Here is a 25,967-nt window from a genome sequence, read left to right as displayed (position 1 = left end):
CGAGATCTCGCCACGTTGGCGATGGCGGCGGCGGGCGGCGAACACCGCCTCTCACCCGCTGAGGCGCTCACATTACTCGAGGAGGCCGACCTCCTCGCGCTCGGCGCGGCAGCCTCCGCAATGCGGGAACGGATGCACCCTGGCGCCGAGGTCACCTTCATCGTCGACCGCAACGTGAACTACACCAACGTCTGCGTGAGCGGGTGTTCGTTCTGCGCATTCTACCGGGACCCCGGCCACGCGGATGCCTACGTGCTCAGCGCGGCCGAGCTGTCCGACAAGGTTGCAGAGACGCTCGAGCTCGGCGGGACGGCCATCCTCCTGCAAGGCGGGATGCACCCGGACCTCGGAATCGAGTGGTACGAGAAGATGCTCGTGCGCATCAAGGCAGCGCACCCTGGGATCCACGTGCACGGGTTTGGCCCTCCAGAGATCGTTCACCTCAGTCACGTGAGCAGAATCGATACTCGTGAGGTGCTGCGGCGGCTGCGTGACGCCGGCCTCGACTCGCTACCGGGCGGAGGAGCTGAGATCCTCGTCGATCGCGTCCGGGCACACCTCTCGCCTAAGAAAGCGACCGCCAAGCAGTGGCTCGGCGTCATGCGCGAAGCGCACGCGCTCGACATCTCGACGACGGCGACCATGATGTTCGGGTCATACGAGACTTCCGCCGAGAGAATAGAGCACATGCGGGCCGTGCGTGAACTGCAAGATGAGGCCGTCTCGCTGGGACGTATCGGCTTTCGCGCGTTTATCCCCTGGTCGTTCCAACCGGGCAATACCGAGTACGGCGAGTCGACCGGTGCGACGCCCGCAAGCGCGTGGGAGTACTTGCGCGTTCTTGCGGTCTCGCGGCTGTTCCTCGACTCGATCGCAAACATCCAGGCCTCGTGGGTCACGCAAGGTGCCAAGGTAGGGCAAATCGCACTCGCGTTTGGAGCGAACGACATGGGCTCTACGATGATCGAGGAGAACGTTGTCGCCGCCGCGGGCACACACTTCATGCTTGCCCGCGAAGAACTGGTGCGGCTGGTCCAGGATGCGGGGTACACGCCCGTGCAGCGCGACACGCTCTACCGGGAAGTCAGACGTTTCTGGTAGCCTCGGCGGAAAGGAGGTAGGCCCATGACTGTCTCGCAGGCGGTCCCCGCAGCCGAGTTCGGTCTTTGCGGCGGAAGCGGCACGCTCTCGATCGGTACGGCGGCGGCGCTTGATGACGGACGCGTGACCGTCATCGCTGACGGCCTTGTCTTCGAGACGCCGTTTGGCAGGTCGCCAGCGTTCACTCACATGCGCATCATCGGACCTCACGGTTCCCGTGACGCCTTGGCGGTTCGCATGCACGGCTGGCGGCGCGGCGTGAAGCGCGCGGACGCGAGCCTGCAGGTATTCTGGGTCTTCCACGCCGCCGGGGTGCGCAAAGTGCTCGCTGACGGCGGGGTCGGATCGCTCAACCACCTGCTCGACCCGCGCGACGTGATGATTCCGGACGACTTCATCGACCTGACCGTGAAGCAAGACATATATGTGAACGGCGACCACCTGCTAATCATGCGTCAGCCGATCTGCCCGTCGCTCGCCTCGCTGCTCTCTGACTCGGCGGGCTCGACGTTTCCCCGCGTCTACCGGCGTGGCACGTATCTCGTAACTGACGGCCCGCGCTTCGAGACCGTGGCCGAAGTCGATTACATGAAGCGCCTCGGCGGTGACATCATCGGCCAGTCCCTCGCGCCAGAGGTCTTCCTCGCACGTGACATCGGCGCCTGTTTCGCGGGCATCTACATCGTGGTCAACTACGGCGAGGGCATAGTACGGCAGTGGGAACACGACGAGCTTAAAGCGGTCTTTTTCGATGAGTCCGCGACCATCGCCCGCTGTCTCATCGACACGCTCAGCGTCGCGACACTCGACGACAGATGCGGTTGCATGGAGCTTCGCAAGCCGAGTCTCCTCGGCCTGCCTGAGGAGTAGCGGTGATCGTCTCGGCGGAGTGGGTTGTGCCCGTCACGCGACCACCGATCCAAGATGGTGCGATCCTCATTCGGGGAGACCTCGTGGCCGAGGTCGGAAGTCGTGCGGAACTTGTCGCGGCCCGTCCCGCCGAACCCGTGTACGACCTCGGGCGATGCACCGTGCTTCCCGGCCTCGTGAACGCGCACACGCATCTCGCGCTGTCGGTCCTTCATGGAGTGGTTCCGTCCGCCCCCTTTCACGAATGGCTTCCTCGCGTCGTGCGAGCGATGCAAGCGCTCACGACCGATGACTTCGCCGCTTCAAGCGCCGCGGGCGCGCAACTCGCGATCGCCTCCGGCACCACTGTCGTCGGCGACATAGCGTATAGCGCCTGCTCCGCGACGATCGCCGAGCAGGCAGGTCTCGCTGGCGTGCACTTCTTCGAAGTGCTCGGCCTGGAGCCCAACGACGCGAGCGCCCGCCTTGCTGATGCGGGCTATTTGGAAGACTCTCACGCCCGCCGGTCAGACCGCGTGCGCCATGGCATCTCGGCACACTCTCCCTACACGGCAAGCCCCGCGCTCATCTCGGCCCTCCACGAACGCGCCGCCGCACAGAGCGTTCCGTTCGCTGTGCATCTCGCGGAGTCTCCGGCTGAGGTCCAGCTTCTTTTCGACGGTACCGGTCCGCTCGCCGCGACTGCCGCACGCTCAATCGCGCAGTTTCAACCGCCAGGCACCACGCCGGCGCGCTACCTCGACCGTCTCGGCGCGCTCGACGGAACCCTCGCCGTCCACTGTGTCCACACCGCAGATGACACCGCGCTTATCGCCGAGAAGTGTGCTGGCATCGCGCTGTGCCCTCGCTCCAACACGTATCTGCAGGTTGGCGATGCTCCAGTCGCCGCACTCGAGGCAGCGGGCGCCCGCATCGCGCTTGGCACCGACAGTCTCGCAAGCAACCACGATCTCGATCTGTTCGAGGAAGCGCGCGCCCTGCGCGTGCTCGCGCCAGGGCTCACAGCCGAGCGGATCGTGCGGATGATGACTATCGACGGCGCGGTCGCTCTCGGTCTCCGACAGCGTTTCGGAGCCTTGGAACCCGGCACGTCCGCTGATCTCGCCGCGTTCGCGGTCGCGGGGCCAGACCCCTACGCGGCCCTCCTCGACTCAGCCGGGCAAAAGACCACTGCCGCGGTGATGTCCGCCGGTGCATGGCGGGTGACTAACGGGCACCACACAAGCGGAAGGGACCACTCGATCGATTCCCGGCTGGCCGAGGCGAAGGCGCGTGCTATCGCCGCACTGTAACGAGCCCTTACATCTCCCCGAGGTACGTCTTGCGAACTCTCTCATTTCTGAGGAGCTCTTTGCCAGTGCCCTCAAGCGCTACGGTGCCTGTCTCAAGCACATATCCGCGATCGGCGACCTGAAGAGCCATTGCGGCGTTTTGCTCAACGAGCAGAATCGTGGTGCCCTCCTCGTTGAGTTTCTTGATGGTTCCAAAGATCACCTCGACGATCACGGGGGCAAGTCCCATCGACGGCTCATCGAGCATCAGGAGCTGTGGGCGCGCCATCATGCCGCGGGCAATTGCGAGCATCTGCTGTTCGCCGCCCGAAAGCGTTCCGCCCTTCTGGGCAAGACGCTCACGCAATCGAGGGAACAGCTCAAGCACATGCTCAAGATCCGCGGCGATCCCATCTTTGTCCTTACGAAGGAACGCGCCCATTTCGAGGTTCTCGCGAATCGTCATCTGCGGGAAGATGCGGCGGCCTTCAGGCACCTGGATCACGCGTTTTGCCGTAACAGCGTGGGACGGCATGCCCGATATCGTCTCGCCGAGAAACTCAATAGTGCCTTCTTTAGGACTGAGTTGGCCGGAAATCGTCTTGAGCGTGGTCGACTTGCCCGCGCCGTTCGCTCCGATGAGCGTGACAATCTCGCCTTCCTGAACCTCGACGCTGATGCCCTTGAGCGCCTCGATCTTGCCGTAGAAGGTATGTATCCCGTTGACTTTCAGCACGTAGGTACCCTCCTATCCCTCGGCCATGAGCGCTTCTGCGCCAGTACCCAGATACGCCTCGATGACTTTGGGATTCCTTCGCACCTCATCGGGCTTGCCCTCGGCGATCATCTCACCGAAGTCGAGCACCGAGATGCGATCCGCGATCTCCATGACGACCTTCATGTCATGCTCTATAAGCAAGACGGTGACTCCCGACTCGCGTATCTTGCCGATGAGCCCAGTAAGGGACGCCGATTCCTGCGGGTTCATCCCCGCAGCCGGTTCGTCGAGAAGCACCAGCTTAGGATCGGTCGCGAGCGCCCTCGCGATCTCCAGCTTACGCTGCTCGCCGTAAGGGAGGTTCATCGCCAGCTCATTCGCCTTCTCTTCAAGCCCCACGAATCGAAGCCGCTTGCGCGCCTCATCTTCCGTGTGTTGCTCTTCCCGCTTGAAGTTGGGCGTGCGGAGCACCGCCATGAGCGGCGTCTCCTTGGTCCTCGTGTGGCGTGCGACCATCACGTTCTCAAGTGTGGTCATGTTCGCGAACAGCCGGATATTTTGGAATGTGCGTGCGATTCCCATGACGCAGACGCGGTGCGCCTTCTTGCCGATAAGCGAAGTGCCCTCAAACTCGATAGTGCCCTCAGTAGGCCGGTAGATGCCGGTAAGAAGATTGAACAGGGTCGTCTTACCCGCCCCATTGGGTCCGATGAGGGCGACGATCTCGCCCTCATCGACGTGAAAGTTCACGTCCGAAAGGGCTTTGAGACCACCGAACTGCATCGTGACGTTCTTGATTTCTAGCATTGGCATATCGCGTCAGCGCCTTTCTTCCGCGCCTAAAGGATGTCGCTGTCGGAGTTGTGCTTGTGCTCGGCTTCCCAGAGCTGCTGGTTCTCCTGCGCGCGGATGTTTTCATTCGCTGGATTGAGCTCGCGGGCTCGGCGCTTGGAAGGCAGGATGCCTTGCGGCCTGAGTGCCATCATGACCACCATGAGACCGCCAAAGATTAAGAAGCGGTAGTCGCCTACGGTGGACGCCTGCTCAGCGGTGAGTACGCCAGAAAGCGCGGGTGACGCCGCGAGCGCGCGAATGACCTCCGGGACAGCGGTAATTATGACAGCGCCGAGAATGGTGCCTGGGATCGAACCCATGCCCCCGAGGACGACCATGCACACCACTAGGACGGATTCCATGAAGTTGAAAGACTCGGGACTGATGAAGCCGACCCAGTACGCGTACGTGTGACCTGCGATGCCTCCCCACGCCGCACCGAGCGCGAACGCCCAGAGCTTTGTCGTCAAGATGTTCACGCCAACCGACGACGCCGCGACCTCGTCCTCGCGCATCGCGACCCAGGCCCGCCCAAGACGGGAGTTGTCGATGCGATTGATAACGAAGATCGCGAAGAGCACGAGCGCAATGATGATGTAGTACCAGTAGAGATCCTTCGAGAACACGAAGTTCCCCGCCGAGAGGTTCTCTCGGACCCACAACTGTCCGGCTGCCGGGGCGACACTCTGACCGATTCCTGGCAGACCGGACGCGCCATTGGTAATCCCCGCGATATCGTTTGTGATCGCGATACGCACGATCTCACCGAAACCAAGTGTGACGATGGCAAGGTAGTCGCCGCGCAGGCGCAACACCGGCGTCCCGATCATGAGTCCAGCGATGACGCCTGGCACTGCGGCGAACGGCAATATGAACCAGTACGACCAGTTCTCCGGTGCTTCGCCGAGAAATCCGACCCCGATGAGCAACTCCTGCATCAGGAATCCGAGGTTCATCCCAGCGTACGCGCCCACCGCGTAAAACGCGATGAAGCCGAGGTTCAGAAGACCCGCTTGGCCAACAACTATGTTGAGTCCGAGCGCAAGTAGCGCGTAGATGCCCACGAGCGCAAAGATCCGCACCATGAACGCGTTACCCACTGACTGGAAATACACCGGCAAGAACAGCGTTACGAGCGCGAGCACGAAGAAGAAGGCGACCTTCCCCGGTGCGGTCGAGAAAAAATCGTTGACTCTGGTGAGTCCGCTTCTGATCGCTGTCATGGCTACACCTTCTCCGCGACGGACTCGCCCAGAATGCCACCGGGCTTGAAGATCAGGACGATAATCAGGATCACGAACGCGATAACGTCCTTGTATCCCGTGCTGATGTACGCGGCGGCAAGTGACTCCAGCAGACCAATCAAAAACCCTCCAAGCATCGCTCCGCGCAGGTTGCCGATTCCGCCGACAACCGCCGCGGCGAACGCCTTGATCCCTGGGATGAAGCCCATGTTGTACTTGATGTTGCCGTAGTACATGCCCGAGAAGATTCCCGCAGCGGCGCCGAGCGCCGGGCCAATGAAGAATGTCAGCGCGATAACGCGATTGATGTCGACCCCCATGAGGCCTGCGGTCTCCCGGTCCTGGGACGTCGCGCGCATTGACTTGCCGAGGCGTGTGCGTGAAACAAAGTTATCGAGCACCAGCATCAACACGATCGTGGTGACGATGATGAGAATCTGCATCGAAGAGATCGTCGCGCCTGCGATCTGGTACGTTTGCACCTCAAAGAGCACCGGGAATGGCAGAGAGCGCGAAGATATCCAGAGCAGCACGGCGTTCTGAAGGAACAGCGACACGCCGATCGCCGAGATGAGCGGCGCAAGACGCGGCGCGTGCCGTAGCGGACGATACGCGAAACGTTCGATGATCACGCCAAGAATTCCGGTCGCGATCATGGCGATCAGAAACGTGAGCAAGTAGAGAAGCAACAGCGCCGGACCGCTCGATGTGAAGAACTCGATACGGGCCAGGCCAGTGAGCGTGAATAGTCCCACATACGCACCGAACATAAACATCTCGGCGTGGGCGAAGTTGATCATCAACAAGATGCCGTACACGAGCGTGTACCCGAGGGCAAGCAGCGCGTACATCCCTCCAAGGGTGATTCCGTTGATGAATTGCTGTACTAAAATACCGAGTTCGGCTGACACGAGTGCTCCATCCGTGATTCGCGTGAATGGCACGGCGCAACGGGGCCATGCCAGTAACTCCGGGCCTGCCCCCACGCCGGCCCGGGCAGGTCACGTCACCGTGTCCCACCCGGGCCGAGTGTTTACGAGACTGCTCGGCTTCCGCTACTCGGTGTAGGGAACCCAGGCGCCATCGCGCACCACATAAGCGGTGATAGCTTTGTTGGTCGTGTCACCGTTCTCGTCAAAGGCGACGGTTCCGGTCACGCCTTCCATGTTGGTAGCCGCAACAGCATCAATGATGGCCTGCTTGCCAGCTGGGGTCACGACTTCAGCGGCGCCGAGATCGGCGGCGACCTTCTTGATCGCCTCGATGATCACCTTGGCTGCGTCATACGCGTAGGTGTCGTACGCCTCGATGGCCTGACCGGGGAACTTCGCCTCGAAGTCCGCCTTGAAATCTAGGCCCTTGGGCTGCTCGGCGAGCGGGAGACCAACTGATGTCGCGAAGTCGCCCTCGGCGTTCGCGGCACCGGCGATATCAACGTACTGCTGGGTGTAGAGGCCGTCTCCACCCATGACCGGACCCTCGAAGCCAGCGTCCTTGGACTGCTTGGCAACGAGCGCGGCCTCGGTGTACATGCCACCGAAGTAGATGAAGTCAGGAGCATCGCTACGGATCTTGGTCACGAGAGCGGTGAAATCCTGATCCTTGACCTGAACCTTGTCGGTCGAGGTCACGGTGCCGCCCTTGGCCTCGAACGCCTTCGCGAACTCTGCCGCTAGGCCCTCGCCATACGGGGTGGAGTCGTCGATCACCGCGACGGTCTTGTAGCCGAGGGTGTCGAAAGCGAACTCAGCCGCGAACGAACCCTGAACCGTGTCGACCGTGCAAACGCGGAAGACGTTCTCGAGACCCTGCAGCGTGAGCTGCGGGTTGGTCGACGCCGGCGAGATCTGGACGATGCCAGCCTCGTTGTACACAGCCGACGTCGGAATCGATACGCCCGAGTTCAGGTGGGCGACCACTCCGACCACCGCACTGTCAGAGACCATCTGATTCGCGGCGTTCACGCCGGTCTTGGGGTCCGCAGCATCGTCGACCGCGAGCATCGTCAGATTGATGCCGAGCTCAGCGAGCTCTGGCGCGGCCTCTTCAATGGCCAGCTGCGCACCGTTGCGGATGCCGAGACCGAGAGCGGCCACATCACCCGTGAAAGGCGAGCTCACGCCGATCTTGACGTCGACGGCGTCGCCCGTGGCACCAGTGTCACCGGTATCCCCGGTCCCAGTGCCGCCACCACAGCCGGTGACGACCATCGCAAGCATCGTCAGCATAGCGATGATGGCGAAGAAACGCTTTCTCTTTGCCACACTCATCCCTGTCCTCCAATTCGCTCCGTGCGGAATCGCACCTGTCACTGCGTCAGCGCACCTGCGCCACCGCTCCCTGCCCCAATCGGTATGCACCGCGTAGGACTGCTGGAGTGTATCAGAACACGCTTGGCGGTAACAAGAACGCCAGTACACACGCGGCCCATTTCCGTCCCGCCCGTCACACGCGCACAATCTCCGGGCCGCATCAGATGTGATACATGAAGCCGTTCATTTCATCCAACTCACGTTGGCGCACGGCTAGTTCCTCAAGATCGATCCCCTTGAAGTGCCGCTCGAGCGACTCAGCGGCGCTCCCCCACATCTCAGAAACCGCCGAGGCGCTCACCCGGGGCACATCGAGAAGATCGCCTTGGACCGCCACGATCACCTCGTACGCGGTGATCTGTCCGGCGAGACGGTTGAGCGCGACTCCGCCGCCCGGACCCCTGCGGCTGCGAACGATCCCGTGACGAACGAGAACGGTGACCTGTTGCTCAACAAATCGCCTCGGCAGTCCGAGACGATCGGCCAGCTCTCCGGCTGGCATCATACGATTCTCAGGGAGGGCCGCGAGTGCGGTCACGGCCCGCATCGCGTAATCGATTCGCTGGGCCACGCGCATCAGCCCAACTCCTCCCAAAGCCGCGTCGACAGGTAGCGCTCGCCAGTGGAAGGCGCGAACGTCACCACGGTCAAGCCCTCCATCTCGGGCCGCGCGGCTACCTCAAGCGCCGCGACAACGTTCGCCCCACTCGATATCCCGCCAAGAATGCCCTCTTCGGCGGCGAGCGTCCGCGCCATGACGAGCGCTCTCTCGCCCTCGACCGGAAACACCTCGTCGAGGACACCAAGATCGAGAGTCATCGGCACGAAGTTGGCGCCGATCCCTTGGATGAGATGCGGTCCAGGCGTGAGCTCCTGGCCCGCGCGAGTCTGCGAGATGATCGGTGACTCGGCCGGCTCGACAGCGATGACCCGTACGCCAGGGAAGCGCTCCTTGAGGTAGCGTCCGGCACCCGACACGGTACCTCCGGTTCCTACGCCCGCGACAAGCGCCCCTATCGGTTCCGCGGCAAGCGCCTGCTCGATCTCAGGGCCGGTGGTCTCATAGTGTGTCCGCGGATTCGCGGGGTTGACAAACTGCCCGACAAGAAACGCTCTCTCGCGTTCAGCGGTGATTTGTTCCGCCGCGGCCACCGCGCCAGCCATCCCCTCGCCAGCAGGAGTAAGCACCAACTCGGCTCCGTACGCCAACAAGAGGCGGCGGCGCTCGATCGACATGCTCTCGGGCATGGTGAGGACGACTTCGTAGCCGCGCGCGGCACCGATCATCGCCAGGGCGATGCCCGTGTTGCCGCTCGTAGGCTCAACAAGCACCGACTTCCCAGGTGATATGCGCCCGCTCGCCTCGGCGTCGTCGATCATGCCGCGAGCGATGCGGTCCTTCACCGAGCCGCCCGGATTTCGCGACTCTAACTTGATGGCGATGCGGCCAGGCAGCCCCGCACCGAGGCGCCTAAGCGCTACAAGCGGAGTGTCCCCTATGGTCAGATCGACCGAAGCAGTAAGTTCATGGCTCATGATGACTCCTTGATCGGCGGCTTCATGGTGATGGTACCACCCTCGAACCCACAATATCGCATCTCTTAAGTGCGCTTACTGCGTATTTATAGCGCTACGTCGCCGCGGATGAGTTAGACAGACGTGGCTGACCGGAAAACCCCCGGCACACGCCGCATTTGGGAATGATTGAGTAGAGTGTCACCAATCTATGAGAAGAGATCCCGCGTCCGACTGACCGATACTCAGGGGTGAACAAAGGTGGAGATCTGGTTCTGGGTTTGGGTCCTGCTTGCGGCGATCTTGCTCATCGCTGAAATGTTTACCGCGACGTTTTTTCTGTTGCCGTTTGCTGTCGGCGCCGCTGCGGCGGCACTCCTCGAATACCTCGGAGCGGATGTCGGATGGCAGTGGATCGCATTCATAGGTGTCTCGAGCGCGATGCTCGTGCTGCTCCGCCGGTATGCGAACCGCCTCACGCACGAACCACCCGTCCGCACGGGGGTCGACCGGCTGCTCGGTTTACCGGGAACGGTGATCGAGGCGATCGACCCGGACTCCGCGACAGGACGCGTCAGAGTGGAACGCGAGGAGTGGCGCGCCGAGTCCTTAAGCGGCGAGAACATTCCCTCGGGCACCCGGGTGACGGTCGAGCGAGTAGTGGGAACGCGCCTGATCGTGCAACCATCAGAAACGGACGTCGCGGCATCGTGAGAGAGCGCCGCGCACGAGCAGAAAGGAACGGATGATGGAGGTCTTCGCCGCTGTGGGGTTCGGCTTGGTCGTCTTGGTCGTACTCTTCGTCTACACGATGCTCGCGATCCGCATCGTGCGCCCGTACGAGAAGGGTATCGTCGAGCGGTTTGGCAAGTACCAAAAGACGCTCGACTCAGGACTTCACTTCATCATCCCGCTCGTCGACCGCATGACCAAAGTCGACATGCGCGAAAATGTCGTCGACGTACCGCCGCAAGAAGTCATCACGAAAGACAACGTCGTGGTCACAGTCGACGCCGTGGTGTATTACGAGGCGACCGACCCCGTGAAGCTCATGTATAACGTGGCCAACTTCTACATGGCCGCGACGAAACTCGCGCAGACCAACCTGCGTAACGTCATCGGAGAGATGCAACTCGACGAATCGCTCACGAGCCGCGAAACCATCAACGCCGCACTACGCCAGATTCTCGATGACGCAACCGACAAGTGGGGCGTGCGCGTGGTGCGCGTCGAACTGCAGCGCATCGAGCCTCCCGTCGACGTCACCGAAGCGATGCACCGCCAGATGAAAGCGGAGCGGACGCGTCGCGCGCTGATTCTTGAGGCCGATGGCGACAAGCAGGCCGCGATTACCCGAGCCGAGGGATCCAAACAGGCAAACATCTTGGAGGCCGAGGGTGAGGCCCAGGCGATCAAGGAAGTTGCTGAGGCAGAGAAGTTCAAGTACCACACCGTCGCCGAGGGCGAGGCGCTCGCGATCAAGTACGTGTTCGCCGCCATCCACGAGGGCAGCCCCACCAACGACCTCATCGCCATTCGCTACCTTGAGGCCCTCAAGGCGATAGCCAACGGCGAGGCGAACAAGGTCTTCTTGCCAATGGAGGTCACCGGGATCATGGGATCGATCGGCGGCATCGCCGAGCTGTTCGCCAAGGAGAAGACCGCCGAGTAACCGAGTAAGACTCAGGACGGGCAGCGGGAGCGCTCAGGCGGCCCGCGCGCCGCTCACACGGTGACGTAGACGTAACCGCCGCGCACCGCGACCGGATACGTCTTGACGTCCGCGCCGGGGTGGTCGGTACTCCCGTCGCGCACATCGTAACGCCACCCGTGCCACGGGCACATCAGCGCATACCCATCGATGAAGCCCTGGCCGAGCGGCCCGAATGCGTGACGGCACACGTTGCCAAGCGCGAAGAACTCGTCGCCGACTCTTACAAGCGCGATCTCCCGCGTGCCGACGCGTACAGTGCGCACACCGCCGGGCGCCAGCTCGTCAGCTGGAACGACCGGGACCTCGGCGGGCCCGGGAGACACCTCGATCACGCCGTGCAGCTCGCTCCCGTCCTCGACATCATGCATGACAAACAAGCCGCACCAGCACTTGCGCAGCTTCGCGAACTCATCGGCGAAAAACGGGATGCAGGGACAGACGACCTTGTAGTCCGCTTTCGGATCCCCAGTGCGCACCCGGCACGGACAGTACACGTCGCCCGTCTCGGCGAGGATCTCCAACTCACTTGCGAGCACCTCATCCACGAATTCCGCGTCGTCGTTGAACACGTAGCCGAGCCTCGCGACAAACGGAGTCATGTACGCCTTGAGGTCCTCGACCGTCGTGTCTTCATGGAATCGCATGCGCACCGACCGGTCGCTCACCCTGCCAGCAACTCCTTGATGCGCTTCTTGTTAAAGCCGACGATGACTTCGTCACCGGCCACCACGACCGGAAAAGACGTGCCACCCGAAAGCCGCTTGACCTCGGCTACGGCGGCTTCCTTCTCCTCGCCATCGAGCAGGTCTACCTCAGTTAGCTCATACTCGACACCAGCCTCGTCGAGAAACTTCTTGGTCATCCGACAGTACGGACACGTGGATAAACCAAACACGATGATCTGCATCAGAACTCCTTGTCGCGAGTGGTACCGGTAACACGCCATCTTGGGGGTTTGTTCCACAACTCGCAGCACGCCGAACGGGTAGAAGCCTACGTAAGCCGAGTGCGAGGAGCATGATGACAGACATCACCCAAATGGAGTGCGCAAAGCCAGGTTCCCGCCGCCGAGTGGTCATCGCCGGAGGCGGATACGGGGGAACCACACTGGCCGTCAGACTCGCGCGTTCGATGCGGCCATCCGACGACATCGAGATCCTCCTCATCGAGCCCAACCCGTGCCAGCAAGCGCTCTCCGAACTCGACCTCGTCGCGGTGGGACCGCCCCGCCCGGAGTTCTGCGAGCTGTGGCACCCCACCGTCTTCCGCGACTTGCCGGTGACCGTCTGCTACAACCGGCTCGATTCCGTCCATGCCGAGCAACGCGCGGTCACCGTTGGTCAGCGTGGCGAGAACGGCCAGCGTGTGGAGTACTGGCGACTCGTGCTGGCGACCGGTGCGATCGCGTTCGTGCCTCCTGTGCCCGGACTCGCGGAGCGCGCGGTCACGATGTGGTCGGTGCACGACGCGCAAGAGCTGCAACGCCGTATCGAGTGGGCGTTCAAGCGAGCGGCCACCCTTTCGGACAGGACAGCCCGTACCAAGGCGCTGTGTTTCACTGTGATCGGCGGCGGAGCGACAGGGATAGAAATCGTCGGGACCCTCGGCCAGATGCTTCCACGCCGTGCGCGAGACGCGGGACTTGACCCCGCGGATCTCAGGATCCGGCTTGTGGAAGGGCGGCCCGAGATCCTCTACGACCTGCCCCGAGCACAGCGCGTCCGCGCGATGGAACGCTTGCGGCGAATGGGGGTCGAGCTATACGTGGGCTCGATGGTCAAACGGGTAGATGATGACGCCGTCGTGCTGGAATCAGGCGAGCGAATCGAGACTCGGGTGCTCGTCTTCTGCGGAGGCGCGAAGGCGGATCCCGACGCGATCAGCTGGGGGCTCGACTTCGACAGCTCGGGACGGCTCGTCTGTGACGAGTACCTTCGCTCGCCTCGGCATCCCGAGATCTACGCCATCGGAGACGTCGCGGCGTTTAGGGATCCGGCGAACAACAAGATCCTGCCGATGCTCGCGCAGTTCGCGATTCGAGAAGGCGAGCACACCGCCGAGAACATCATGCGCGAGGCGCGAGGTGAGAGTCCTGTCGTGTTCAAACCGCATATGCACGGTGAGTTTGTGAGCGTGGGCCCGCGTTGGGGCGTGGGCTGGATGTTCAACATGAACATCTCCGGGGTGCCCGCGATCATCATGAAGCGTGCCACCTACGTCATGTATTGGTTCTCGGTAGGAGGAGCGGGGCTCGCGTGGAAAAGACTCAAAGAGATGCTCGCAATGGCTCGGTAGACCGGCGGCTGGCAGCGGATGCCGTATTCTCCTGCGCTCACGAGTATCTACGGCCTTGCATGGAATCCGGCCGCGAGGGAGGACCAGATCGATGAGAGGACCGCTTCGAGTAGCCGTCATGCTCGCTGCCACGATTTCCGTGACCGCAGCGATGTCGGGGTGTGGAAAGGCGGTCTACGAGCCGGTCGCTGTGACTGACGCGCGCGCCGCATGCGGTGAGTGTCACGCCGATAACGTGGATGCGTACGCCGCGGGACCCCATGCGGCTTCGGGATGCGCGACGTGCCACGAGGACGCCGAGGCCCACGCAGCCGACCCCGAGGGGGTGCGCGCGGTTATCGACTGGCGCGTCGACGCTTGCGCGGAGTGTCATTCATCCATCGCCGGGATGCATCTGTACGATGACAACCTGAAGGTAGGACCGTTTGGCGGTTCGCAGCGAGTGCCGCCGATCCACAAGGTCGAGGAGTTTCCCGAGTACAACACCATAGTGGCCGGGCACGGCTTCGTACGCGACTACCGTGAGGAAGGCGCGCACGTGTGGATGCTCGAAGAGCACTACGAGACGTTGCGCGCCAAGTTCGAGACGTGCCTCCAGTGCAAATCGACCAAGGTCGCGTGGGCGTGGCACACGGGTACACCTCTCACCGTGCCCGCGGACACCTCCATCAAGCTCACGCACACGGCAGGTGACGGCACGCCTGCACGGACCGTCGACATACCGGCAGGCACCGTCGTGAGCCTGTCAACCGACTTCGAGAGCTACGAGGTGAGTGCGACCGCCGTGTTTCCCGACGGACGCGTGTACACTTCGCGGCCATCAGCAAGTGAGGACCCCGCCGAGCACAGAGACATGCTGTGGGCGGCTACTATCGCGACCACCAAAGACACCATGCCGTACGGCATCGGCTGCAACCACTGCCACGATCCACACTCGTCTGAGCTCCGCCTCATCCGGCCCGCTATGGCCGACGCGATAGCCTCGGGCGGTGTCGACGGCCGCGGCGGCGTCAACCCCTACGCCCCTGACATAGTGAACGACGTCGCCTCCGCTTCGCGAAAAGACCTCGAGACTCTGCTGTGTGCCCAGTGCCACGTCGAGTACACGTGCGGCAGGAGCGCAATAGACGGCGTGGTACGTGACCACTACGGTTGGGCGAAAGCCGGTGATCTGCACGAGCACTACTCGCGCACCTTCGGCTACGCGCAAGACTGGACGCACGCGATAATCGGCGCGCCGCTCATCAAGAGCCAGCATCCCGAAGTCGAGCTCGCTTGGAACAGCGTCCACTACAACGCGGGCGCCACCTGCGTCTCATGCCACATGCCCCGCGTGCGCTCCGTGACGGGTGAGTGGGTCAGGAGCCACTGGATGACGAGCCCTTATAAGTACCACGACACCGCCGTGTACGGCGCATTCGCGCAAGCGACCGGATTGGCCGCGGTCATCGGGACGGGGCCGTGCGAAACGTGTCACGGAAACCGGATCGCCGACGCAATCGCCGGACAGCGGGCGGTCTATGAACGCCAGAAGATCGTTCAAGAGTTGCTCGCGCTCTCGGTCACCCGGCTCGGCGCGCTGCGCGAAGCCACTGACGCCGGTCGCACCGTTGACACGACGGCGCACGAAGCGGCCATCGAGGCACACCAGCAAGCCCACGTCCTCTGGGAGAACCTCATCGTGTCAGAGAACTCGATGGGGTTCCACAACTTCGACGAGGTCTTCGATGCGATGGATGATGCGGAACAATTTGCCCGAGAGGCTCTGAAGCGCGCCGGCGAGGCGCTCCCGGCCGAGGAGTAACGCGCGCGGAACAGCGCGGGTGCGTGAAGGCTGCAGAACTTCGCATATGGTACGGTTGTTGCAACGGGCAACTTGTCATCTGGCCGAGTGAGAGCTGAGCCGTGTGCGCACCTTCTATACTGCAGCGATTCGCACTACTCATAGCGATCAGCTCACTCATGTTGGCATCGGTACAGGTCGCGGTCGTGCAAACCTTCTCGAACTTGAAGCCAGCGCCGGTCATGGGACCAGAGTACAACCCGCCTCCACCGTGGATACCCGTGAGTTGACTGCCGTGAGCGTCGAGTCCGGTCCGCGACTCAGGGGACACCACCTCATCTGCTTACAGTTCATGCACGGCAAGGGCCACTCGGCGGAGTTCGCCCGCAACGTGATCGGCGTCCTCGAGCGGCTCACGGAGAGCCCAGGGACGGTCGTGGCTGGTCCGGACGACCTCTGCGCGCGTTGTCCCGCTCTCGTGGACGGCATCTGCGTGGGCACTGTCGAGGGTGAGGGCGAGGCGGTGGTCAGGGTACTCGACGCGCTCGCACTTGAGCTCCTGGAAATGCGCCCGGGAGACGCCTTCGAGTACGGAGCGACCACCCTGGCGGCGCAGCGTATCCTCAAACAGTGGCGCTCACTCGCATGCGCCGGCTGCCCTTCGGAAGCCGACTGCGGCCCGATGATCGATCTCATGCGCCGCTTCCAGCCGCTCGACTGATCTCAGCCGCCGCAGCGAGGGCAGCCTCGACGTCGGCGACCTGACGTGCCCCACAGGCGAGAGCGTCCGCGACAAGCGCAGACACTGTTATCTAGCACAGCGTTTGCTCCGAGGACGGTGGCGCCATCCTTTCCCCCTCGGAATCGAGTCCTCGTGAGTCTCAGGCCTCTCTCGGTCACATACCTACTGTTGGCCGCAGTGCTACTTCCCGCAACGCTCCTCGGCTGTGCGCCTGCTGCTACAGAAAACACCTCGCGTCCCGACCCGGATACGACCGCTTCGCCCGCCATCACTGAAGGAGACGACATGGCCACGATCTATCTCGCCGGAGGGTGTTTCTGGGGTGTCGAGAAGCTCATGGCCTCGGTGCGTGGCGTGAGCTCGACTGAGGCCGGGTACGCCAACGGCACGACCGACTCGCCCACGTACCGCGATGTCGTTACCGGCCGGACCGGATATGCGGAGACCGTGCGCGTGGACTACGACCCGTCCTTCGCACCGCTGCCGTTCCTGCTCGAAATCTTCTTCGAGGCCATCGACCCGACCTCGCTCAACCGGCAGGGCAACGATGTCGGTACGCAGTACCGCACCGGCGTCTACTACAGCGACCCCGCCGACCTTCCGTTCATCGAGCGCTCGGTCGCGAAACTCCAGGAACAGTTCGCGGAGCCTGTCGTCGTCGAGGTCGAGCCGCTGGGCGCCTACGTATCGGCGGAAGAGTACCACCAGGACTATCTCGACAAGAATCCAGGCGGGTACTGCCACATCGACATCCAGCTGTTCGCCAAGGCCGCCGAGGCCGTCCCGGACGCATCGCACTTCGAGTAGCAGAGGGCAGGCGGCGCAGATACTCGAGGTGCTGCATCAAGATCGGCCGAGGGATCTTGTGCTTGCCTGGGAGGCACTTGCTGCCCGGGGAAAAGCCATGGGTGAATCGGGTGGTGAAGTCCGTCGCGGCGCTGAATCGCGTTTCGCCCCTCGCGGCCACACGTTCACTTGCCGACGTCAAAGCTCACCTCTCGGAGATCGTCGATCTCGTCGAGTGACAGCACGAGCGTGTCGTTATCACCCGGCACGGGCGTCCCGCGGCAGTCATCATGAGCGTGCAGGACCTCGCAAGCCTTGAGGAGACGCTAGAGATCCTCTCGGCGCCCGGAGCTCTCGAAGAGATCCGTTCCGCAGAGCGCGAGATCAACCGCGGCCAGTACGTGAGCGCTGCCGAGCTGCGGGCGAAGTACCTCGATTCGGAGTAGCCGATGGAGGCGTACAGGCTGCTGGTCGCCTCATCGGCCGAGCGCACGCTACGCAGACTTCCCGAAGCCGCCGCCGCGGCGATGGTCGAGTTCATGACGGGGCTGCTGCTGGAGAACCCGGCAAGGGTGGGCAAGCCGCTGATGTTCGATCTCGAAGGCTACCTGAATGCCCGGCGCGGCCCGTACCGCGCGATCTACCGTGTAGACGAAGCTGAGCGCGCCGTCCGCGCCGTCCGTATCGAGCACCGCGTGGACGTGTACCGCGCGCGGTGAATGGGTTCCGACCTGGACATTCTTTCGCCAGTGGCGAGAATATCCTGCGGCCCCCACATGCAGTGCCGGACACCGGGCCAACATTTGGCCGCCAGTGGCGGCCAAATCTCTCAGGATCGAATGCGGAGCCACTTTCGTTCGGCGGTAAGACTTCGCACAGAGACCGGTAAGCCCTCGCCTGCACTCTCGGCCCAGGCGCATTCCGCGTCACCCCGAGACAGGGGGCGCTCTATGACGGGCAGAGGTGCCGACCCGAGTCCCGACGTCGTTAGCGACGCATTGTTGGGCGACGTCACGGAACTGATCGAGCGGGCACGGGCCCGCGCTGCTTCGGCGGCCAACACGGAGCTGGTAATGCTCTACTGGAGTGCCGGGAGGCGCGTCCGCCAGGACGTGCTCGGCGATGGGCGTACGGGATACGACATGGATGTACTGAAGGGATTGGCGGCCCGACTCACTGAACGTTACGGCCGCGGGTTCGGCTGGCGAAACCTTTCGCGAATGGTGAAGTTCGCTGAGCTGTATCCCGAGCCGGAGATTTTGCCGCCACTGGCGGCAAAATTGACCTGGACCAACATCGCGGAGCTTCTCACCATCTCTAAGCAGCCCAAACGCGACTTCTACCTTGCGCTGTGCGCGCATGAAGGGTGGACCAAACACACGCGCAGCGATCCATACGTGCTCGACTTCCTCGACCTGCCGCTGCAGCACAGCGAGTCGCAGCTCGAACGGGCGATCCTCGACGAGGTCGAGTGCTTCATGCTCGAACTTGGCGCGGGCTTCACGTTCGTCGGACGGCAAAAGCGCGTGACCATCGAAAGCAAGAATTACGGCGCGCGAGCAGCTGCAGCGGAGGCTGGCTGCGCTTGAGTGAGCGGTGCACTCTTGCCGACTCGACAACCCTATCGGTGCCCGGCGAGTTCGCGGCAGCGTGTGGCCACCTGGTGTACCCCGGCTTCGATCCGGATACTGCCTAGCGTCATCCACCGGTCCATACTCGGCAGATCAAGTTCGAATCCCTCTGCGGCGAGCGCCTCGCTCTGCGCATCGAGCACGTCAGCGAGCCGGACCCACTGCGCCTGCTCGCTGATATCGGCGGACGGCGCCTCCAGGATCGCGACGAGCGCGGGCCACACCCGGTGCCACGCCACGGATTCGGGGGCCTCGGGCAGCGCGTCTGTAAGAAGGCCTACGATGCGGTAGTCCACACGTCTGCCGCGCACGCGCTTCTCGACCTGAGCGGCGTCGAAAAGTGAGCCCAGGTAATCCGCAACGACCGACTGGTTGTACGCCGCGTACTCGGCAATCAGTCGGCCATGCGCCCACTCATGGGTCAGCAGATACGTCAGTACTTCGGCGCGCGCTCCGGTTCCTACGAGGCCCCTGAGTGCAAAGCGCAGACACGCCGGCGACGATCCGTCCGGTGATGTCGACATGCTCTTGGGGCGGGCGCTGGATCGTGAAAACCCGAGATCGGCGAACGTATCGTCGAGCGAGGTCCATTGCGCGGTTCCGGCGCTGCTCGCGTGGAACAGCGGCTCCGTCCCGTAGGTCTCGGCTTCCTCCCGTGCGACGAGTGCATCTTCGACTCGTCGCAAAGGTGTGATCTCACGTTCGCGGTCTGCTGAACGAAGGATCGCGAGGACGACGCGCCGCTGCGCCGGAGTCGCTCGCTCGGCCAGCCGACGCAGTCGTGCGGCGTCGAGAAGCGTACCGTTCGTCGAGACCCAGTCGAGGACCTCGTCGAAGAGGCGGGCATCCCACCGGGCGATACTCGTGCTCGCTACCAGCAGCGCCTCGGGGTCGATCAACGTACTCGCTCTCGCCCCCGATCCAGCGACGCCGATCGCAGTCCACTGACTCCATGCGAGCTCCGTGAGCGAATCCCGCAGTAGCGCGCGAAGGTCGCTAGGGTTCACTGTCGAACACCTCCGCTTCCGCGAGCGCGTCGCAGTATCTGAGCAGCGCAAGGAGCATGGATTTGAAGCCGGTGGAGGGATCCTGTGAACGCGCCCATCTCGCGCCGGCGAGCAACTCAGTGGGTGTGGCACCGAGCGCTACCAGGTCCTGAGTGTGTCTGCCCACCCCAGTGCCAGCTGCCGCGTAGACTTTGAGTGCGATCAGGTCCTCACGTGCGGGGAAATGCACCAGCAACCGGGTATCGAAGCGCCGACCCACGAGCCGCTCGGCGAACCCGGCGGGGAGGCCGTGGTCCAGGAGATTGGTCGGACCGGCGTTGAGCCAGTCCTCGCGGAGGCCCAGATCACGTTGAACGCCCTTGGCGGCTGTGCGCAGCGCGTCGGGGAGCGGGTGTGACTTGATAAGTAGGGGAGCCACCGAATCCGGTGTGCGCACGCCCAGCGCGAGCACGTCGACATCACGTGTACTGCGGTCGACGAATCCGAGCACGGACAGTGCTGCTCCACCGATGACTACGATCTCCAACTCCGGCGTGCCCATCGCTTCGAGCCGGGCACCGAGGGCGCTGAGAGCTTCGCTGATGGTTACGCGATTCCCAAGCATGGCAGTCCTTATTAATGACCGTTTTATACGGTCATTATGACCGATGAGTACGGTCATGACAAGGATTCTCTACGGGACCGGTTGGTGGCCCTGTTAAGTGGCTGCGTGTCGCCTGATCGCCAAGCGCTGCGTCCGCGCCGTCAGAACGCTGCCGGTCTGCAGCTCACGCGCCGAGCAGGCGGACGTGCGTGCCAAGTCCGATTGCGCGCGCGGCCGAGGCGAGACCCCGGTCCCCGGTGACGAGCACGCACTCCCGCTCGATCGCGAGCGCCAGGTAGAAGCAGTCGTACGCTGAGTGCCCGAGTACGTGCGCGAGCGACAGTGCGTGCGCATCGAGCTCGCGGGCGCCTGTCAGGAGCAGGGGTGCGTCGTGCGCCTCGGCGCCCTTGGTCTCGGCCTCGGCGATCGTGAGCGTGCCGCGGACCACGTGCATGCGGAGCGCGGAGACGACCTCGTAGAGCAGGAGGTCCGGTGCGTGAACCTCGTCGGCGCCGGCGAGCACGGCACGCGCCTCGTCAGAGTGCGCCTCGGGGAGCAGCACGGCGAGCACGAGGCTCGCGTCCGCGACGATGCGGTCAGATCCGGTCACTTCGTGCGGGGATCGCCGCGAAGTGTGCGGCCGTCACGGAGCTCGCGGAGGATGGCGGCCGAGGACTCCTCGAGCGATCCGCGCTCCGCCTCGATGCGTGTGCGCGAGCGATCGACGCGCTCGAGCCACTCGGCCATCGTGGGCCTGATGCCCGCCTCGACGATCGACTTGGCTTCCGCTTGCATCGAGCGGCCATGCGCTGTCGCCTGAGTTTTGAGGCGAGCGAGCGCCTCGGCGCTCAACCCTCGGATGAGAAGGTCTGGCATGGGTGATCTCCTCGGGTGGTGTGTCGTGTTCGCCATACTCCTCCTCGGTGTCGCGGTGGGTGAGGCGAGTATGATCGGCCTGTCTGAATGTGCTCTAACGGTTGACTGACAGAATGATAGCACAACGCTAGCATCCTGTCCTCATGCGCCGCTTCCAGCCGCTCGACTGATCTCCGCCGCCGCGGCGAGGGCAGCCTCGACGTCTGCGACCTGACGTGCCCCGCGGGCGAGAGCGTCCGCGACAAGCGCAGACGCTTTCCCATCGGTGAAGTCGCGACCTGGTCCAAACGCTCCCACGAAGACGGTGCGCTCGGGAGCGGCCGTCGCGGCGGCGAGGTTGCCGAGATTCGCCCCGCCCACCGGGATCTCCCCTACGATGACGACGTCTGCGGCGCGCGACTCCTCTTCGATCCTTCGTGCCGCAGCCTGATCTACGGTTCCAAACGCGGCGATCTTCACGTATGCAACCCCGAGTGCCTCGGCGACCGCTTGATCGATGTCGCCAACGCTCAACGCGGCCGCCCTTACATCGTATCCAGCAAGAAAGAGCCCGCGCATGAGCGGTGCCCCGGTTCCCGAACCGCCCACCACGAGCACCCGTCCACGGTACGACTGTTCCACCGCCTCCTCACGCAGGACCGGCGTCACCGTCACTGAGCCGGTCACCGGGTCGGTCCCAACAACAGCGCGTACCCTGAACACGCGCGCAAGAAGCGTGCCCGTCAGCACATCGTGCGGCGGACCGCTCGGACCGAGTCTCCCCGCATCCACGACGGCGAGACGATCACTGTAACGTGCCGCCAAGTCGAGGTCGTGGAAGACCGCGAGCACCGCCATCCCCGAATCGGCAAGATCACGGATGAGATCGAGCACCTGCAGGCGGTGATTGAGGTCGAGGTGACTCGTGGCTTCGTCGAGCAACAGGACCGATGGCTGCTGCGCGAGAGCCTGCGCAAGCGCCAGCCGCTGCAGGTCGCCGCCGGACAGGGTGTCCACCGCCTCGTCGGCAAGACGCAGGGTGTCGGTGTGTTCCATGACAGAATGAGCCAGCGACTCGTCTGCCGACGACAGCTGCTGGAGTCTGGAAAGATGCGGGTGGCGCCCCATGAGCACGAACTCACGAGCGGTGAACGAGAACGCCGCGCTCACTGACTGCGGCACCACAGCGGCCACCCTCGCGCGTTCGCGCACTGAGTACCGCGAGAGCGGTCGCCCGTCGAGTTCGACCTCGCCCGCACTGACGCGTGCGGCACCCGTCACCGCCCTCAGTATCGTCGACTTGCCCGCGCCGTTGGGGCCGATCAATCCGACCACCTCCCCCGCGGCGATATCGAGCGTGACGCGCTTTACAACCGCGGTGCCAGGGTAGCCGATCGTCGCGTCACGATATGCCAGACGCGGCTTCACCGGCCCACACCCCGCCTCACGAGCAGCCAGATGAAGAAGGGGCCGCCCACAAGCGCGGTCACTATGCCCACCGGCAGTTCAACCGGCGCAAGAATGGTGCGCGCCGCAAGATCCGCGAGCACCATGACGATGGCGCCGGCGATTGCCGAGGCGGGCAATAGCATCCGGTGATCCGGCCCGAGCACGAGCCGCACGATGTGTGGAGTCATCAGGCCGACAAAGCCGATCAGCCCGGACACCGCGACGGCCCCGGCCACAAGAAGCGAGCCGGACGCCAGCAATAGCCGCTTGAATCGCTCGACGTCGACACCGAGTTCGCTCGCCCGCTCTTCGCCAAGGAGAAGCAGGTTCATCTCTCGCGTCGCCAGGAGCGGAATCGCGCTTCCGAGCGCGAACATGGGCGCGACAGTCAGCACGTACGGCCACGACGCAGCCGTTAGCCCGCCCATCATCCAAAAAACGATCGTCGTCATGGACTCACGGAAGAACACCATGATGAAGGAGGTGAGGGCGGCAAGAACGTAGGAAAGCGCAACGCCAGCCAACAGCAGTGACGTCACGTCGAGCACCCCTTTGAGCGACGCCAGCCGAACGACGACCACGATCGTGAGTACCGCACCGATGAACGCGCCCAGCGGCACCGCGCCAAATCGAAACGCTGTCGCCCCGGCCGTCAGTGTGAGTGCGATGACCGCGCCGAGACCCGCTCCCGCCGACATGCCAAGAATGTAGGGATCGGCGAGTGGGTTGCGAAAGAGCGCCTGGTAGAGCACTCCAGCCGTCGCGAGGCACGCGCCGACCAAGGCCGCCAGCACGACCCTCGGAAGGCGGATGTCGACTATGACCGCGTCTCCGGCCATCTTTGGCGTTCCTGACACCATGCGACCGATCGCTTCGAAAACGTCCGCGGCGCCCACGCGGACCGCACCGAGCCCCACACCCGCAAGCATCGCGACGCCGAGCGCGACGAGCAACACGGCAAGCACCGTGATGCCGTGGCTCCGGGTGTGAGGCGGTCGGCGCATGACCTGAACGCCCTCCCTAAAACGCCTCGGGATGGAGCGCTTCCGCGATCGCTCTCACGCCCTCGACGACGCGAGGTCCGGGTCGGCTCACCAGGTTGTCGTCTAGCACATGGACCCGGCCACTCTTGACGGCGGTGAGTTCTGCGTAGCCCGGACGCCCGGCGAGATCATCGGGATCCGACATCGAGCCGAGCGTCGCCAGATACACTTCCGGATCCTCGGTCACGAGCTGCTCAAGCGAGTACGCGACCCACCCGCTTTCCGTGACCACGTTCACTCCGCCCGCCGCGTTGATGAGGTCGTTGAGCAACGTACCAGTACCCGCCGTGAACAGCGGATTTTGCGCGATCTCAATGAAACACCTCACCGGTTCGACGTCGCCGAGCGCCGCTGAGACCGCCTCAAGATCCGCGCGCATCGAAACGGTGAGATCGGAGGCTTGCTGAGCGGTGCCTGTCGCCGCGCCCAACATCTCAATCGAATCGAACAAGCCCTCGAGGTCGGCGGGGTCAACCGCGATAACCGTAGCGCCAAGCTCCTCGAGTTGGATGATCACATCGCCCTGAACGCCACCGGTCGCAACGACCAGGTCCGGGTCAGCCGCGGCCACAGCCTCAAGATTGGGCCCCACGAAGTCGCCCACTACCTCGATATCGGCCACCTCGGCCGGATAGTCGTCGTAACTCGTTACCCCGACGATGCGGTCGAGCAGGCCGAGCTCGGCCAGGATCTCTGTGTTCGCGGGAGCGAGACTCACGATGCGCGCCGGTTCAGTCTCTATCGTGACCTCGCGGCCAGTGTCGTCGGTAACGGTCACCGGAAACTCGACGACGGCCTCTATGGGAGCGGCAACGGGCGCGTCGGCGTCAGGCGCGGGCCCGGGACTCGCGCACGCGGACAGCGGCAACATCACCACGGCGAGGGCCGCGAAAAGGCGTGCCATTCGATAAATCCTGTCATTCATGTGTTCTCCTACCTACGGGCCGGGGGCTTTGTCCCTCCCGGCAAACCGGTGTACGGATCGATCTCGGCCGTCAGTGTGCGCGAGGCCCAGACCCGAGCGTTGTCGGCCGCATCCCTCCCTTCGTGTCGGAACGCGGCCTTACACGCAAGAAGACCCGCCCTGTCATGGGCCGGGTCTTCGGGTGTTTGGCAGATTGATGGTGGCACCGGTCGCCGGTGCCGCGTCCAAGCCTCGTACCACGAAGGCCGCGTCGCACGTCGTGAGGCAGGTCTCCTGACTTCGGGGGCTTCATGCCCCGCTTCACAGTGGCGGGTCCGTGCCGGGATCTCACCGGCTTCCCTATTCTCCCGCAAATCGCGGGCACCACACGACGTCACTATTCTGTTGTCGCTGGCATCGTAGCGCACGAATCCCGCGAGAGGAAGCAGCGGTCTTCCGCACGGAGCGTCGGACCACGAGCACCCGCGCCAGCGCTAAGGTCAACGCCTCACGCGACGGAGGTCGGCTCCGCGCTGGCCTCGGCGCGCTCGGCCGTCACACGTGAGGCAAGGAGCGCACTCAGGCCGAGAGAAACCACCGCGACCGCGCCGACAATCGCGAAGAAGGGTCCTTTGATCTCCCAACCAGAGTTCATGACGGGGCTCTCCGGATGCACGTAGTTACGGGCCCCGAGGATAAGCCAGAGCAACGCCGCCGCCATGCCGATATCGACTACAGCACTCAAGCGGTCTCGGGCCGCAAAATAGTCGATACCAAGCACCACGCCGCTCAAGAACAGCACGATGAACGTCGCACGAAGGCGAGGCTCGGCGGGGTTGACCGACCCCCAAGCCAAGTACGCAGCGAGCATACCGAGTCCTGTGTTGCCTATCCACGCGATGATTGCCAGCCGCCGAAGCGCGGTCGCCCACGCCACGATCAGTCCGCTGTGCGACACCAGGTACACCAGCGACACGACGCCCGCGAGTGCGAAAAGACCCATGTTCACCCACGTGTACGCGCCATGAAAGACCACGAGACGGACAAGCGCGCCCAGTTGTCTGTCCGGGGGCAACATAAAGGTCGCTACCGCAGCCGTAAGCGCGGCAAGCGCGAGCACCACTACTATGACGGCGCGTGAGGTGCCAGAAAGTGTCATGCGTGCCTCCTCGGTCCGGCGCGAGTGAAACCGGCTCATTCTATCAGTCCGCCGCGTGTGCCGCTCCCGTCGCTTGCGCGGTCGCTTGCGCGCGCAAGGTAGATGAGCGCACACGAAGAGGGCCTCGCGATTCGGCGAGGCCCTCAAATGG

At 63.6% G+C, this 25,967-nt stretch carries 29 protein-coding genes and 1 riboswitch; of the genes, 12 read left to right on the top strand and 17 right to left on the bottom strand.

All coding sequences use genetic code 11. The features are described 5' to 3' along the window. The first annotated feature begins 21 nt into the window (after positions 1 to 21). Genes mqnC through KGZ40_03070 form a run of 3 tightly spaced genes read left to right on the top strand, consistent with a single transcriptional unit; the run spans position 22 to position 3,263 of the window. Positions 22 to 1,101, top strand: a complete 1,080-nt coding sequence (gene mqnC, locus KGZ40_03080) for a dehypoxanthine futalosine cyclase (GenBank protein ID MBS3956500.1) — start codon at positions 22 to 24, stop codon at positions 1,099 to 1,101. Positions 1,102 to 1,125: 24 nt separating this feature from the next. Continuing rightward, positions 1,126 to 1,971: an MTAP family purine nucleoside phosphorylase gene (locus KGZ40_03075; protein ID MBS3956499.1), complete on the top strand. Its 846-nt coding sequence runs from the start codon at positions 1,126 to 1,128 to the stop codon at positions 1,969 to 1,971. A gap of 2 nt (positions 1,972 to 1,973) precedes the next feature. After that, positions 1,974 to 3,263, top strand: a complete 1,290-nt coding sequence (locus tag KGZ40_03070) for an amidohydrolase family protein (protein ID MBS3956498.1) — start codon at positions 1,974 to 1,976, stop codon at positions 3,261 to 3,263. A 7-nt stretch (positions 3,264 to 3,270) separates the two neighbouring features. Here KGZ40_03070 and KGZ40_03065 read toward each other — a convergent pair whose 3' ends face one another. The 7 genes from KGZ40_03065 to cysK form a co-directional block, all read right to left on the bottom strand. Then, a complete protein-coding gene (locus tag KGZ40_03065) occupies positions 3,271 to 3,978 on the bottom strand; it encodes an ABC transporter ATP-binding protein (GenBank protein ID MBS3956497.1) in 708 nt (235 codons plus the stop codon). A 12-nt stretch (positions 3,979 to 3,990) separates the two neighbouring features. Beyond that, a complete protein-coding gene (locus KGZ40_03060; protein ID MBS3956496.1) occupies positions 3,991 to 4,773 on the bottom strand; it encodes an ABC transporter ATP-binding protein in 783 nt (260 codons plus the stop codon). Between the two features lie 26 nt (positions 4,774 to 4,799). After that, complete coding sequence (locus KGZ40_03055; protein ID MBS3956495.1) at positions 4,800 to 6,017, bottom strand: branched-chain amino acid ABC transporter permease; 1,218 nt, start codon at positions 6,015 to 6,017, stop codon at positions 4,800 to 4,802. 2 nt (positions 6,018 to 6,019) lie between these two features. Next, positions 6,020 to 6,889 carry a branched-chain amino acid ABC transporter permease gene (locus tag KGZ40_03050; protein MBS3956494.1) on the bottom strand — a complete coding sequence of 290 codons (870 nt, stop codon included), beginning with the start codon at positions 6,887 to 6,889 and terminating at the stop codon, positions 6,020 to 6,022. 204 nt (positions 6,890 to 7,093) lie between these two features. After that, entirely contained in the window at positions 7,094 to 8,302 is a 1,209-nt protein-coding gene (locus tag KGZ40_03045; protein MBS3956493.1) for a branched-chain amino acid ABC transporter substrate-binding protein, read from the bottom strand. A 208-nt stretch (positions 8,303 to 8,510) separates the two neighbouring features. Then, a complete protein-coding gene (locus KGZ40_03040; protein ID MBS3956492.1) occupies positions 8,511 to 8,927 on the bottom strand; it encodes an Rrf2 family transcriptional regulator in 417 nt (138 codons plus the stop codon). Continuing rightward, on the bottom strand, positions 8,927 to 9,886 hold the full coding sequence (gene cysK, locus KGZ40_03035; GenBank protein MBS3956491.1) for a cysteine synthase A: 960 nt from the start codon (positions 9,884 to 9,886) through the stop codon (positions 8,927 to 8,929). Before cysK ends, KGZ40_03040 begins: the two co-directional genes overlap by 1 nt. A gap of 240 nt (positions 9,887 to 10,126) precedes the next feature. Here cysK and KGZ40_03030 point away from each other — a divergent pair, with 240 nt between their 5' ends. After that, positions 10,127 to 10,579 (top strand): NfeD family protein, encoded by a 453-nt coding sequence (locus tag KGZ40_03030; GenBank protein MBS3956490.1) that lies wholly within the window; start codon positions 10,127 to 10,129, stop codon positions 10,577 to 10,579. 34 nt (positions 10,580 to 10,613) lie between these two features. After that, a complete protein-coding gene (locus KGZ40_03025; protein ID MBS3956489.1) occupies positions 10,614 to 11,537 on the top strand; it encodes an SPFH/Band 7/PHB domain protein in 924 nt (307 codons plus the stop codon). Positions 11,538 to 11,590: 53 nt separating this feature from the next. Here KGZ40_03025 and KGZ40_03020 read toward each other — a convergent pair whose 3' ends face one another. Next, positions 11,591 to 12,244, bottom strand: coding sequence for a Rieske 2Fe-2S domain-containing protein (locus tag KGZ40_03020; GenBank protein ID MBS3956488.1), 654 nt, complete (start codon positions 12,242 to 12,244; stop codon positions 11,591 to 11,593). Continuing rightward, on the bottom strand, positions 12,241 to 12,486 hold the full coding sequence (locus KGZ40_03015; GenBank protein ID MBS3956487.1) for a glutaredoxin family protein: 246 nt from the start codon (positions 12,484 to 12,486) through the stop codon (positions 12,241 to 12,243). The genes KGZ40_03020 and KGZ40_03015 overlap by 4 nt, the downstream gene beginning before the upstream one ends. Positions 12,487 to 12,599: 113 nt before the next feature. On the opposite strand from KGZ40_03015, the gene KGZ40_03010 reads away from it, so the two are divergent. From KGZ40_03010 to KGZ40_02980, 7 genes are all read left to right on the top strand, one after another. Then, positions 12,600 to 13,874, top strand: coding sequence for an NAD(P)/FAD-dependent oxidoreductase (locus KGZ40_03010; GenBank protein MBS3956486.1), 1,275 nt, complete (start codon positions 12,600 to 12,602; stop codon positions 13,872 to 13,874). A gap of 91 nt (positions 13,875 to 13,965) precedes the next feature. Next, positions 13,966 to 15,678 carry an ammonia-forming cytochrome c nitrite reductase subunit c552 gene (locus KGZ40_03005; protein MBS3956485.1) on the top strand — a complete coding sequence of 571 codons (1,713 nt, stop codon included), beginning with the start codon at positions 13,966 to 13,968 and terminating at the stop codon, positions 15,676 to 15,678. Positions 15,679 to 15,952: 274 nt separating this feature from the next. After that, entirely contained in the window at positions 15,953 to 16,378 is a 426-nt protein-coding gene (locus KGZ40_03000) for a DUF1284 domain-containing protein (GenBank protein MBS3956484.1), read from the top strand. Positions 16,379 to 16,684: 306 nt separating this feature from the next. Further along, positions 16,685 to 17,206, top strand: coding sequence for a peptide-methionine (S)-S-oxide reductase MsrA (gene msrA / locus KGZ40_02995; protein ID MBS3956483.1), 522 nt, complete (start codon positions 16,685 to 16,687; stop codon positions 17,204 to 17,206). A 236-nt stretch (positions 17,207 to 17,442) separates the two neighbouring features. Next, positions 17,443 to 17,631 carry a type II toxin-antitoxin system Phd/YefM family antitoxin gene (locus KGZ40_02990; GenBank protein MBS3956482.1) on the top strand — a complete coding sequence of 63 codons (189 nt, stop codon included), beginning with the start codon at positions 17,443 to 17,445 and terminating at the stop codon, positions 17,629 to 17,631. 3 nt (positions 17,632 to 17,634) lie between these two features. Beyond that, positions 17,635 to 17,904, top strand: a complete 270-nt coding sequence (locus KGZ40_02985) for a type II toxin-antitoxin system RelE/ParE family toxin (GenBank protein ID MBS3956481.1) — start codon at positions 17,635 to 17,637, stop codon at positions 17,902 to 17,904. Between the two features lie 231 nt (positions 17,905 to 18,135). Continuing rightward, positions 18,136 to 18,774 carry a DUF1016 family protein gene (locus KGZ40_02980; GenBank protein ID MBS3956480.1) on the top strand — a complete coding sequence of 213 codons (639 nt, stop codon included), beginning with the start codon at positions 18,136 to 18,138 and terminating at the stop codon, positions 18,772 to 18,774. A gap of 32 nt (positions 18,775 to 18,806) precedes the next feature. Here the strand turns inward: KGZ40_02980 and KGZ40_02975 are convergent, their stop codons facing one another. The 8 genes from KGZ40_02975 to KGZ40_02940 form a co-directional block, all read right to left on the bottom strand. Continuing rightward, positions 18,807 to 19,823, bottom strand: coding sequence for a hypothetical protein (locus KGZ40_02975; GenBank protein MBS3956479.1), 1,017 nt, complete (start codon positions 19,821 to 19,823; stop codon positions 18,807 to 18,809). Next, the gene (locus KGZ40_02970; GenBank protein ID MBS3956478.1) at positions 19,813 to 20,427 is read right to left on the bottom strand and encodes a hypothetical protein; all 615 of its coding nucleotides are present in this window, start codon (positions 20,425 to 20,427) and stop codon (positions 19,813 to 19,815) included. The genes KGZ40_02975 and KGZ40_02970 overlap by 11 nt, the downstream gene beginning before the upstream one ends. A gap of 163 nt (positions 20,428 to 20,590) precedes the next feature. Next, the gene (locus KGZ40_02965) at positions 20,591 to 21,016 is read right to left on the bottom strand and encodes a type II toxin-antitoxin system VapC family toxin (GenBank protein MBS3956477.1); all 426 of its coding nucleotides are present in this window, start codon (positions 21,014 to 21,016) and stop codon (positions 20,591 to 20,593) included. Then, a complete protein-coding gene (locus tag KGZ40_02960; GenBank protein ID MBS3956476.1) occupies positions 21,013 to 21,282 on the bottom strand; it encodes a hypothetical protein in 270 nt (89 codons plus the stop codon). The genes KGZ40_02965 and KGZ40_02960 overlap by 4 nt, the downstream gene beginning before the upstream one ends. A 141-nt stretch (positions 21,283 to 21,423) precedes the next feature. Next, positions 21,424 to 22,689, bottom strand: coding sequence for an ABC transporter ATP-binding protein (locus KGZ40_02955; GenBank protein ID MBS3956475.1), 1,266 nt, complete (start codon positions 22,687 to 22,689; stop codon positions 21,424 to 21,426). Beyond that, complete coding sequence (locus tag KGZ40_02950) at positions 22,686 to 23,675, bottom strand: iron ABC transporter permease (protein MBS3956474.1); 990 nt, start codon at positions 23,673 to 23,675, stop codon at positions 22,686 to 22,688. Before KGZ40_02950 ends, KGZ40_02955 begins: the two co-directional genes overlap by 4 nt. Before the next feature lie 55 nt (positions 23,676 to 23,730). Beyond that, positions 23,731 to 24,678: a cobalamin-binding protein gene (locus KGZ40_02945; protein ID MBS3956473.1), complete on the bottom strand. Its 948-nt coding sequence runs from the start codon at positions 24,676 to 24,678 to the stop codon at positions 23,731 to 23,733. A gap of 245 nt (positions 24,679 to 24,923) precedes the next feature. Continuing rightward, positions 24,924 to 25,061: riboswitch (cobalamin riboswitch) on the bottom strand. 104 nt (positions 25,062 to 25,165) lie between these two features. Then, positions 25,166 to 25,816 (bottom strand): hypothetical protein, encoded by a 651-nt coding sequence (locus KGZ40_02940; GenBank protein ID MBS3956472.1) that lies wholly within the window; start codon positions 25,814 to 25,816, stop codon positions 25,166 to 25,168. Positions 25,817 to 25,967: the final 151 nt, after the last annotated feature.

It is taken from the genome of Clostridiales bacterium (genome assembly GCA_018333995.1).
Classification (GTDB): domain Bacteria; phylum Actinomycetota; class Coriobacteriia; order Anaerosomatales; family SLCP01; genus JAGXSG01.
Note: the sequence above shows the minus strand (reverse complement) of the source record. Positions and strands in the feature narration are given on the sequence as shown.

Bases quoted from the DNA above. Each gene is read 5' to 3' on its own strand.
- mqnC (MBS3956500.1), top strand. From the start codon at position 22: ATGGCGGCGGCGGGCGGCGAACACCGCCTCTCACCCGCTGAGGCGCTC.
- KGZ40_03075 (MBS3956499.1), top strand. From the start codon at position 1,126: ATGACTGTCTCGCAGGCGGTCCCCGCAGCCGAGTTCGGTCTTTGCGGC.
- KGZ40_03060 (MBS3956496.1), bottom strand. From the start codon at position 4,773: ATGCCAATGCTAGAAATCAAGAACGTCACGATGCAGTTCGGTGGTCTC.
- KGZ40_03055 (MBS3956495.1), bottom strand. From the start codon at position 6,017: ATGACAGCGATCAGAAGCGGACTCACCAGAGTCAACGATTTTTTCTCG.
- KGZ40_03050 (MBS3956494.1), bottom strand. From the start codon at position 6,889: ATGTACGCGCTGCTTGCCCTCGGGTACACGCTCGTGTACGGCATCTTG.
- KGZ40_03040 (MBS3956492.1), bottom strand. From the start codon at position 8,927: ATGCGCGTGGCCCAGCGAATCGATTACGCGATGCGGGCCGTGACCGCA.
- cysK (MBS3956491.1), bottom strand. From the start codon at position 9,886: ATGAGCCATGAACTTACTGCTTCGGTCGATCTGACCATAGGGGACACT.
- KGZ40_03025 (MBS3956489.1), top strand. From the start codon at position 10,614: ATGGAGGTCTTCGCCGCTGTGGGGTTCGGCTTGGTCGTCTTGGTCGTA.
- KGZ40_03015 (MBS3956487.1), bottom strand. From the start codon at position 12,486: ATGCAGATCATCGTGTTTGGTTTATCCACGTGTCCGTACTGTCGGATG.
- KGZ40_03010 (MBS3956486.1), top strand. From the start codon at position 12,600: ATGACAGACATCACCCAAATGGAGTGCGCAAAGCCAGGTTCCCGCCGC.
- KGZ40_03005 (MBS3956485.1), top strand. From the start codon at position 13,966: ATGAGAGGACCGCTTCGAGTAGCCGTCATGCTCGCTGCCACGATTTCC.
- msrA (MBS3956483.1), top strand. From the start codon at position 16,685: ATGGCCACGATCTATCTCGCCGGAGGGTGTTTCTGGGGTGTCGAGAAG.
- KGZ40_02985 (MBS3956481.1), top strand. From the start codon at position 17,635: ATGGAGGCGTACAGGCTGCTGGTCGCCTCATCGGCCGAGCGCACGCTA.
- KGZ40_02980 (MBS3956480.1), top strand. From the start codon at position 18,136: ATGACGGGCAGAGGTGCCGACCCGAGTCCCGACGTCGTTAGCGACGCA.
- KGZ40_02970 (MBS3956478.1), bottom strand. From the start codon at position 20,427: ATGCTTGGGAATCGCGTAACCATCAGCGAAGCTCTCAGCGCCCTCGGT.
- KGZ40_02960 (MBS3956476.1), bottom strand. From the start codon at position 21,282: ATGCCAGACCTTCTCATCCGAGGGTTGAGCGCCGAGGCGCTCGCTCGC.
- KGZ40_02945 (MBS3956473.1), bottom strand. From the start codon at position 24,678: ATGAATGACAGGATTTATCGAATGGCACGCCTTTTCGCGGCCCTCGCC.
- KGZ40_02940 (MBS3956472.1), bottom strand. From the start codon at position 25,816: ATGACACTTTCTGGCACCTCACGCGCCGTCATAGTAGTGGTGCTCGCG.